Origin of the sequence: Buttiauxella izardii (assembly GCF_003601925.1) — a bacterium.
Lineage (GTDB): Bacteria > Pseudomonadota > Gammaproteobacteria > Enterobacterales > Enterobacteriaceae > Buttiauxella > Buttiauxella izardii.
In genome coordinates this window covers 110,470-120,028 of record NZ_QZWH01000020.1, presented here as the reverse complement: position 1 = coordinate 120,028, position 9,559 = coordinate 110,470, and the positions used below count along the sequence as shown (strand labels likewise).

At 52.3% G+C, this 9,559-nt stretch carries 10 protein-coding genes; 6 read left to right on the top strand and 4 right to left on the bottom strand.

Annotation, left to right across the window (positions count from 1 at the left end; translation table 11 throughout):
* Positions 1-297: hypothetical protein (locus D6029_RS22595; RefSeq protein WP_208642678.1), on the top strand; the 297-nt coding region annotated here is incomplete at its 5' end.
* A 79-nt stretch (positions 298-376) separates the two neighbouring features.
* Here D6029_RS22595 and D6029_RS10630 read toward each other — a convergent pair.
* From D6029_RS10630 to D6029_RS10615, 4 genes are all read right to left on the bottom strand, one after another.
* The gene (locus D6029_RS10630) at positions 377-748 is read right to left on the bottom strand and encodes a DUF4156 domain-containing protein (protein ID WP_272482839.1); all 372 of its coding nucleotides are present in this window, start codon (positions 746-748) and stop codon (positions 377-379) included.
* Positions 749-887: 139 nt separating this feature from the next.
* Positions 888-2,531, bottom strand: coding sequence for a chaperonin GroEL (gene groL, locus D6029_RS10625; protein WP_120064728.1), 1,644 nt, complete (start codon positions 2,529-2,531; stop codon positions 888-890).
* A 48-nt stretch (positions 2,532-2,579) separates the two neighbouring features.
* On the bottom strand, positions 2,580-2,873 hold the full coding sequence (locus D6029_RS10620) for a co-chaperone GroES (protein WP_120064727.1): 294 nt from the start codon (positions 2,871-2,873) through the stop codon (positions 2,580-2,582).
* Between the two features lie 139 nt (positions 2,874-3,012).
* Positions 3,013-3,498 (bottom strand): FxsA family protein, encoded by a 486-nt coding sequence (locus D6029_RS10615; protein WP_120064726.1) that lies wholly within the window; start codon positions 3,496-3,498, stop codon positions 3,013-3,015.
* A gap of 340 nt (positions 3,499-3,838) precedes the next feature.
* Here D6029_RS10615 and aspA point away from each other — a divergent pair, with 340 nt between their 5' ends.
* The 5 genes from aspA to D6029_RS10590 all read left to right on the top strand — a co-directional run bounded on the left by aspA (position 3,839) and on the right by D6029_RS10590 (position 9,490).
* Positions 3,839-5,275: an aspartate ammonia-lyase gene (gene aspA / locus D6029_RS10610; RefSeq protein WP_120064725.1), complete on the top strand. Its 1,437-nt coding sequence runs from the start codon at positions 3,839-3,841 to the stop codon at positions 5,273-5,275.
* A gap of 113 nt (positions 5,276-5,388) precedes the next feature.
* On the top strand, positions 5,389-6,690 hold the full coding sequence (locus D6029_RS10605; RefSeq protein ID WP_120064724.1) for an anaerobic C4-dicarboxylate transporter: 1,302 nt from the start codon (positions 5,389-5,391) through the stop codon (positions 6,688-6,690).
* Positions 6,691-6,787: 97 nt separating this feature from the next.
* Entirely contained in the window at positions 6,788-7,111 is a 324-nt protein-coding gene (gene cutA / locus D6029_RS10600) for a divalent cation tolerance protein CutA (RefSeq protein ID WP_034461116.1), read from the top strand.
* Positions 7,087-8,868, top strand: a complete 1,782-nt coding sequence (locus D6029_RS10595) for a protein-disulfide reductase DsbD (protein ID WP_120064723.1) — start codon at positions 7,087-7,089, stop codon at positions 8,866-8,868. Before cutA ends, D6029_RS10595 begins: the two co-directional genes overlap by 25 nt.
* 46 nt (positions 8,869-8,914) lie before the next feature.
* Positions 8,915-9,490: a transcriptional regulator gene (locus tag D6029_RS10590; protein ID WP_120064722.1), complete on the top strand. Its 576-nt coding sequence runs from the start codon at positions 8,915-8,917 to the stop codon at positions 9,488-9,490.
* The last annotated feature ends 69 nt before the right edge of the window (positions 9,491-9,559 follow it).

The window sequence follows — 9,559 nt, the reverse complement described above, 5'->3', positions numbered from 1 at the left end:
AAACCAAAAGACCAGCACCGAGCCGGTTTTGACCTTGTTCCCGGTATAAATTGCCCCAGTGTTCCCCATAAGTCAGGGTTGAGCTGCCGGGAGCAGCGAAAGAGAGCGATCGTCGGGAACGAGTCGCGAACGACCCTGATGTTGGGGATAAGCTGGGGTTTACCGCGCAGCGGCAATTTAATGACCGGGCGCCTGGATTATCAAGGGGTTGGCGTTAACCCCTTGATTCGTTCACCGTTTTCTGGAATGAAAGAGATAACTGAACGCTCGGGTGAACGGAAAACCAGCGAGGCTTAAAGATCTCACCCTGACAAAATTGCCAGGGCGAGTTGTGTATAAGAAACAGCCCCCAGGAGAGGGTTGTTCTACAACAAAATCAGTTCGGGCACTTATAAACCTGGCCAGTCATAGTGCTGGCCGTCGGAGCGAAGCTCGACAGCAAGGTTTGGCTCGGGCTGCTCACGCCGTACAGCACGTTGCCACCCATTGCCGCTGCGTTATTACGCAAAGCATTTGCCGCGCCACGCATAGAACCGCCTTCACTGCCCTGCTGCCCGGAAAACCAGTTGCTTTGCTCACCGGTCGCATTTCCTAATAGCTGGCATTCATTGCCTGGCTTATCCTCAACGAAACGGACGCCCTGCCCACCAGCAGAAAGATCATTGCTGGTGCTACAGCCTGCCAGCAGCAGCGCTGCTACAGCCATTCCTGCTGAAACTTTAATGCGCATGTTGTTCCCCGTTATCAATGCTGTCTTGAAAAGTAGCGGGCCGTCTTCGCCCGGTGAGATCTTATACCAGACTGCGACCAAAAAGAAAAAACCCTCAGGCATTTCTGCCTGAGGGTTTTCTTAACACGATGTGACTAGCACATGGGTGTCAGGGCAATTACATCATGCCGCCCATGCCACCCATACCGCCCATACCTGCGCCGCCTAAGTCAGGGCCGTCAGATTTTGGCATATCGGTGATCATGCATTCGGTGGTAATCATCAGACCAGCCACAGATGCTGCGTACTGCAGAGCAGAACGAGTCACTTTGGTTGGATCCAGGATGCCCATGTCGATCATGTTGCCGTATTCTTCAGTTGCTGCGTTGTAACCGTAGTTACCGTCGCCCGCTTTCACGGTGTTAGCTACAACTGATGGCTCTTCGCCGCAGTTCAGAACGATTTGACGCAGTGGAGCTTCCATTGCGCGCAGCGCAACTTTGATACCCACGTTCTGGTCTTCGTTCTGGCCACGCAGTTCAGACAGTTTAGAAGCCACGCGAATCAGCGCAACACCACCACCGGCAACCACACCTTCTTCAACCGCAGCACGGGTAGCGTGCAGGGCATCTTCAACGCGTGCTTTCTTCTCTTTCATTTCAACTTCGGTAGCCGCACCGACTTTGATTACTGCAACGCCGCCAGCCAGTTTAGCTACGCGCTCTTGCAGTTTTTCACGGTCGTAATCAGAAGTTGCTTCTTCGATTTGCTGACGAATCTGAGACACACGGCCTGCAATTGCAGGTTCTTCACCGTTGCCATCGATGATGGTGGTGGTGTCTTTGTTGATAACGATACGTTTAGCAGTACCCAGATCTTCCAGAGTCGTTTTTTCCAGCTCCATACCGATCTCTTCAGAGATAACGGTACCGCCAGTCAGGATAGCGATGTCTTGCAGCATTGCTTTACGACGGTCGCCGAAACCAGGTGCTTTAACAGCAGCCACTTTCACGATACCGCGCATGGTGTTAACCACCAGCGTAGCCAGCGCTTCGCCTTCAACATCTTCAGCAATGATCAGCAGTGGTTTGCCTGCTTTCGCAACGGCTTCCAGAACTGGCAGCATTTCACGGATGTTGGAGATTTTTTTGTCAGCCAGCAGGATGAACGGGCTGTCCAGTTCGATAGAACCGGTTTCTGGTTTGTTGATGAAGTACGGAGACAGGTAGCCACGGTCAAACTGCATACCTTCTACAACGTCCAGCTCGTCTTGCAGGCCAGTGCCTTCTTCAACGGTGATAACGCCTTCTTTGCCCACTTTCTCCATTGCTTCAGCAATCAGAGTACCCACGGTTTCGTCGGAGTTAGCAGAGATAGTACCAACCTGAGCGATAGCTTTAGAGTCAGAGCAAGGAACAGACAGTGCTTTCAGCTCTTCAACCGCAGCGATAACCGCTTTATCGATACCGCGCTTCAGGTCCATTGGGTTCATGCCCGCAGCAACAGCTTTCAGGCCTTCAGTGATGATGGACTGAGCCAGCACGGTTGCAGTGGTAGTACCGTCGCCCGCAGCGTCGTTCGCTTTAGAGGCAACTTCTTTAACCATCTGCGCACCCATGTTCTCGAACTTGTCTTCCAGTTCGATTTCACGCGCTACAGAAACACCATCTTTAGTGATAGTCGGTGCACCGAAAGATTTATCCAGAACAACGTTACGGCCTTTAGGACCGAGGGTAACTTTCACTGCATCTGCCAGTACGTTAACGCCACGCAGCATTTTCACACGAGCGTCATTACCGAATTTTACGTCTTTAGCTGCCATTCTTAACTTTCCTTAAATTCGTTTATGTTCGTTCAGTTATTGCGCGTATTACGCTTCAACAATTGCCAGGATGTCGCTTTCTGCCATGATCAACACTTCTTCATTGTCGATCTTCTCAGCTTTAACGCCGTAGCCATCGTTGAAAATCACGATATCGCCGACTTTAACGTCCAGCGGTTGCACGTTACCGTTTTCCAGGATGCGGCCTTTACCGACAGCGATGATTTCGCCACGAGTTGATTTGCCTGCTGCGCTGCCAGTCAGAACAATGCCGCCCGCAGATTTAGATTCAACTTCTTTACGTTTGACGATGACACGGTCATGTAATGGACGAATGCTCATGTGATAGCTCTCCTTTGAGAAAGTCAGTATCGATTTGTTTGGGTAACGCCGGTCCAAAATGGGTTATCGGCTGGTGACGTGAGAGATGGGGATGAGCCTTCCCCCCTTCAAGGGGGGAAAACAAAAAAAATTTCGATTTTTAACGATTGTGACGATCGTCATTATCGCGATCGTCAAGCTGACGTGGCGCATCATCTTTACGCTGATACTCACCATCGAACGTTGAACCGCCACCCGTGCCTGCGCTAAAACCGCCGCCCGGTGTACGTGAAAAACGCAAATGCGGCATCAGTTTCAACGTCAGATGTTTTTGTACCGGCGGCAGCAACAGCAGCAAACCGAGGAAGTCGGTGAAGAAACCAGGCAACAGCAACAACAGGCCGGAGATGATCAGCGAAACGCTTTTAATCATCTCAACGGCTGGGCTTTCACCTGCGGCCATTTTCTGCTGCATCAGCATGAAATTCTTAAAGCCCTGGTTACGAACCAGGGACATACCAATAACTGAGGTGAATATCACCAGCACCAAAGTCAGGAAAACACCCATCACATGAGCGACCTGAATAAACAATGAAATCTCTATGTAAACATAGAGAAAGACGGCAATTAACGGTATCCAGCGCACCGTAGACTCCTGTAGTTGGGCAAGCGCCATCAGGCACTTGCGAAAATAGGGCAGCAATTTTGCTTAGTCACAGAGATGGCGACGCCTTAGCCAAAAATCAATCTTCGTGCCGCATTATTTTTTTGGAAATTTTCAACAATTGATCGGCATCACATATTAATAATTGTTATGTAACAGTACCTGTAATAAGTGATCCAGATTACTGCATTTCGCTATCATCAGCATATCATCACGGCACGTAGACCGAATATGGACATAATCGTCGGTCTATTCATCGCACAACCAGAGATCCTGTGTGTGCAATGATCAATCAATGGCAGCTTTAATTAAGAAGGTTCACATGTTAAATAACATTCGTATCGAAGAAGATTTGTTGGGTACCAGGGAAGTGCCAGCGGATGCCTATTATGGTGTTCATACTCTGAGAGCGATTGAAAACTTCTACATAAGCAACAACAAAATCAGTGACATACCTGAATTTGTACGTGGTATGGTTATGGTTAAGAAAGCAGCGGCAATGGCGAACAAGGAGTTGCAAACCATTCCGAAAAGCATCGCAAACACCATTATCCAGGCCTGCGATGAAGTGCTGAATAACGGCAAGTGCATGGACCAATTCCCGGTGGACGTTTACCAGGGCGGTGCCGGTACTTCCGTCAACATGAATACCAACGAAGTGCTCGCCAACATTGGGCTTGAGCTGATGGGCCACCAGAAAGGTGAGTACCAGTATCTGAACCCGAACGACCACGTCAACAAATGCCAGTCCACCAACGATGCCTACCCAACCGGTTTCCGTATCGCGGTGTACGCCTCTATTGTGAAATTGATTGATGCCATCAATCAGTTAGGCGACGGCTTCCAACGCAAAGCGGTTGAGTTTGAAAACGTGCTGAAAATGGGCCGTACTCAGCTGCAAGACGCCGTGCCAATGACGCTGGGCCAGGAATTCCATGCCTTCAACGTCTTGTTGAATGAAGAAACCCGCAACCTGCTGCGCACCGCAGAACTGCTGCTGGAAGTGAACCTCGGCGCGACCGCCATCGGTACACGCCTGAACACGCCAGACGGTTATCAGCAATTAGCCGTGCAGAAACTGGCGGAAGTCAGCAACCTGCCGTGTGTTCCAGCCGAAGACCTGATTGAAGCGACTTCCGACTGCGGCGCATACGTGATGGTGCACAGCTCGCTCAAACGCCTGGCAGTGAAAATGTCGAAGATCTGTAACGACCTTCGCCTGCTCTCTTCCGGCCCGCGTTCCGGCCTGAACGAAATCAACCTGCCAGAGCTGCAAGCCGGTTCTTCTATTATGCCAGCCAAAGTGAACCCGGTAATTCCAGAAGTCGTTAACCAGGTTTGCTTCAAAGTGATTGGCAACGATATTACCGTCACCATGGCTTCCGAAGCTGGTCAGTTGCAGTTGAACGTGATGGAGCCAGTGATTGGCCAGGCGATGTTTGAGTCCATCCACATCCTGACCAACGCCTGCTACAACCTGCTGGAAAAATGCATCAACGGCATCACCGCTAATAAAGAAGTGTGTGAGAACTACGTCTACAACTCGATTGGTATCGTCACTTATCTGAACCCGTTTATTGGCCACCACAACGGTGACATCGTCGGCAAGATTTGTGCTGAAACCGGCAAGAGCGTGCGTGAAGTTGTCCTGGAGCGCGGCCTGCTGACTGAAGCTGAGCTGGACGATATCTTCTCCATCAATAACCTGATGCACCCGGTCTACAAAGCGAAACGCTATACCGATGAAAATGAACAGTAATCGACCTCGGTAGTTTATAAAAGGCACGTCCATTGGACGTGCCTTTTTCATTTGCACTCACAACAAAAACACAACAAATAATTTTCAAATAATCAAACACAAGGAAGGAAATCATGTTTGGAGCAGAACTTGTTATCGTGCTACTCGCGATATATTTAGGGGCCAGGCTTGGCGGCATAGGCATTGGCTTTGCTGGCGGCTTTGGTGTGTTGGTTTTAACGCTATTCTTCCAGGTCAAACCCGGCGCAATTCCGTTCGATGTTATTGAAATCATCATGGCTGTTATCGCCGCGATTGCTGCCATGCAGGTGGCAGGCGGAATGGACTACCTGGTGAGCCTCGCCGAAAAGCTGCTGCGTCGCCATCCAAAATACATCACATTCCTGGCGCCGCTGGTGACCTGGTTTATGACCATTCTGGCCGGAACGGGGCACACCGCGTTCTCCACGTTGCCGGTGATTACCGAAGTGGCGAAAGAGCAAGGCATTCGCCCGTCTCGCCCACTTTCCATCGCCGTTGTCGCCTCGCAAATCGCGATTACCGCCTCACCGATTTCTGCGGCGGTGGTGTTCTTCGCCGGTATCCTGGAGCCTTTGGGCGTTAGCTACCTGACGCTGCTTGGCATCTGTATTCCAGTCACGCTGGTTGCAGTAATGCTGACCGCTATCGTCTGTAACTTCCTCGGCTGCGAACTAAAAGACGATCCTGTTTACCAGGAACGCCTCGCCAAAGGTGAAGTGAAACTGCGTGGCAGCAGCGTGTTCGAGCTTAAGCCTCACGCTAAACGCTCCCTGCTGCTGTTCCTGGTAGGTATCGTGGCGGTGATGTTCTACGCCACCGCCATCAGCGACACCGTGGGCCTGATCCAAAACCCAATTCTGCCGCGTAACGAAGCGATTGTGGTCTTCATGCTGACTATCGCCACGTTGATTTGCCTGACTTGTAAAATCGACACCGGTGAAATCCTCAATGCCAGCACCTTCAAATCCGGCATGAGCGCCTGCGTTTGTGTGCTGGGCGTGGCATGGCTGGGCGATACCTTCGTCAAAAACCACATTCAGGATATCCAGGCGGTTGCTGGCGACCTGCTGCAAAGCTATCCGTGGATGTTAGCGGTAGTGCTGTTCTTCGCCGCGACGCTGCTGTACTCCCAGGCGGCAACCACCAAAGCGCTGATGCCAGCGGCTCTGATGCTGGGTGTTAGCCCACTCACCGCTATCGCCTCTTTTGCTGCGGTTTCTGCGTTGTTCGTATTGCCAACCTACCCAACTCTGTTGGCAGCGGTGGAAATGGACGACACCGGTTCAACCCGTATTGGTAAGTACGTGTTTAACCATGCGTTCTTGATTCCTGGCGTGATTGCGATTTCGCTATGCGTGATCCTCGGCTTTGTTGTCGGCGGTCTGGTTCTGTAAATCTTTCAAAACACGGGTCGCCTCGCGGCCCGTTTAACACCTCCCCTCGCTCCTCCATGCTATAGTCAACCGCACTTCCCCAGAGACGAGGTTAGCTATGCCAACTACCCAGGCTGTTGTCATCCTTTGTACTGCCCCGGACGAAGCCACCGCTCAGGAACTTGCCGCCCTTGTATTGGCTGAAAAGCTCGCGGCCTGCGTCACCTTGCTGCCCGGTGCTACTTCGCTCTATTACTGGGAAGGGAAAATGGAACAGGAGTATGAGGTGCAGATGCTGCTCAAAAGCGACATCGAGCACCAGGAAGCCCTGCTGGCTTGCCTGAAATCGCATCACCCATACCAAACCCCTGAACTACTGGTTCTGCCAGTTACCCACGGAGATAGTGAATACCTCTCATGGCTCTACGCATCTTTGCGCTAATCTTTGCGCTCTTCAGTTCACACGCTTTCGCCGGTCTGTTCGACAACCAGAGCAAACCTCAGTTTGTTCCCGTCGACCAGGCTTTTGCCTTTGATTTTCAGCAATCGGAAAACCAGCTCAACCTGAACTGGCAGATAAAACCGGGCTACTACCTTTATCGTCAGCAAATCAAAATTAATCCGTCGCAGACCGAACTGGCACCGCTGGAATTGCCGAAAGGCACCTGGCATGAAGACGAGTTCTACGGCAAAACCGAGATTTACACGGAGCGGCTGAATTTGCCGGTGACGGTGAAATCTGCGGCTAAAGGCGCGACGGTGAGCGTGACGTATCAGGGCTGCGCCGAGGCGGGGTTCTGTTATCCGCCAGAGACGCGCGTGGTGCCGCTGAGTGAATTTGTGGCGGTGGATGAGGGTCGCCCTCACCCTAACCCTCTCCCCCAGGAGAGGGAACAAACATCATCCTCCCCCTCCCCTGAGCTGACCGCGACGCCATCCCTCCCCCTCTCCCCTGGGGAGAGGGGCGCTGACAACACCGAACCCACTCAACTCCCGTTCTCCGCACTTTGGGCATTCTTAATCGGCATCGGCATCGCCTTCACGCCTTGCGTCCTGCCGATGTACCCGCTGATTTCCGGCATCGTGCTCGGCGGCAAACAGCGTTTATCCACCGCCCGCGCCCTGCTTCTGACCTTCGTCTACGTGCAAGGCATGGCATTGACCTACACCGCGCTCGGCCTTGTGGTCGCGGCGGCTGGCCTGCAATTCCAGGCCGCGCTGCAACACCCATACGTGCTGATCGGCCTGTCAGCGCTGTTTGTGCTGCTCGCCGCTTCCATGTTTGGCCTGTTCACCCTGCAATTGCCATCGTCGATACAAACGCGTCTTACGTTGATGAGCAACCGCCAGCAAGGGGGTTCCGCAGGCGGCGTATTTGCCATGGGCGCACTGGCCGGGTTGATTTGCTCGCCGTGCACCACCGCGCCGCTGAGCGCCATCCTGCTGTACATCGCCCAGAGTGGAAACATGTGGCTGGGCGGCGGCACCTTGTATTTGTACGCACTGGGTATGGGCCTGCCGCTGATGCTGATCACCGTATTCGGCAACCGCTTGCTGCCAAAAAGTGGCCCGTGGATGGAAACCGTCAAAATCGCCTTCGGTTTTGTGATCCTCGCCCTGCCGGTTTTCCTGCTGGAACGCATACTTGGAGACTCGTGGGGCATTCGGTTGTGGGGATTGCTTGGCGTGGCGTTCTTCGGCTGGGCATTTATTACCAGCCTCGGGGCGACAAAATCGTGGATGCGCGTGGTGCAAATAATCCTGCTGGGTGCGGCGTTAGTATCAGCAAAACCGCTGCAAGACTGGGCGTTTGGTGCGCCCGTCGCCACCAGCCAGGCGCATCTTAACTTCACCAGAATTGCCAACGTTGAGCAGCTCGACAAAGCGCTTGCTGATGCCAAAGGCAAACCGGTGATGCTCGATTTGTACGCCGACTGGTGCGTGGCCTGTAAAGAGTTCGAGAAATACACGTTTAGCGACCCGCAGGTGCAGCAGCAACTGGCCAATACAGTGCTATTGCAGGCCGATGTCACCGCCAACAATGCGCAAGATGTCGCATTGTTAAAGCATTTACAGGTTTTAGGGCTGCCAACGATTCTGTTCTTTGATACAACTGGGCAGGAACATTCTCAAGCTCGCGTTACCGGTTTTATGAATGCCGAAGCTTTCCGTACGCATTTGCAGAAACACGCGCAGTAAACAACACTAATGTGGGACAAACCGTTGAACGACGGAGGAGAATACCGTGCAACGCGAAGACGTACTTGAGCACGCCCTACACGTCCTTGAACGTGAAGGCATTGCCAGCACCACCCTTGAGATGGTCGCAACTGAAGCAGACTATCCCGTTAATGAGATCAGGAATTTCTGGCCCAACAGCGAAGCGTTGCTTTATGACGCCCTGCGCTATCTGAGTCAGCAAGTGGATATCTGGCGTCGTCAGCTGGTGCTTAACGATGAGCTGTCCAACGAGCAAAAGATTCTCAAGCGTTACGAAGCATTGACCGAATGTGTCAGCAACCATCGCTATCCTGGCTGCCTGTTTATCGCCGCCTGCACGTTCTACCCCGATGCATCGCACCCGATTCATCAGTTGGCGGATCAGCAGAAAAAGGCTGCCTGGGAATTCACCCATGAAATGCTGATGCAAATGGAAGTGGACGACCCAACGATGGTGGCGCATCAAATGGAACTGGTGCTGGAAGGTTGCCTGAGCCGTTTGCTGGTGAAACGCAGCCAGGCAGATATCGACACCGCTCGTCATCTGGCCGAAGACATTCTGCGCTTTGCACAGTGCCGACAAGGTGGTGCATTAACCTGATGAATGCTTTTCTCACCAATCTGAATGAAAAGCAGGCAGTTAAACGCATTTAACACCTTTTTTATGACA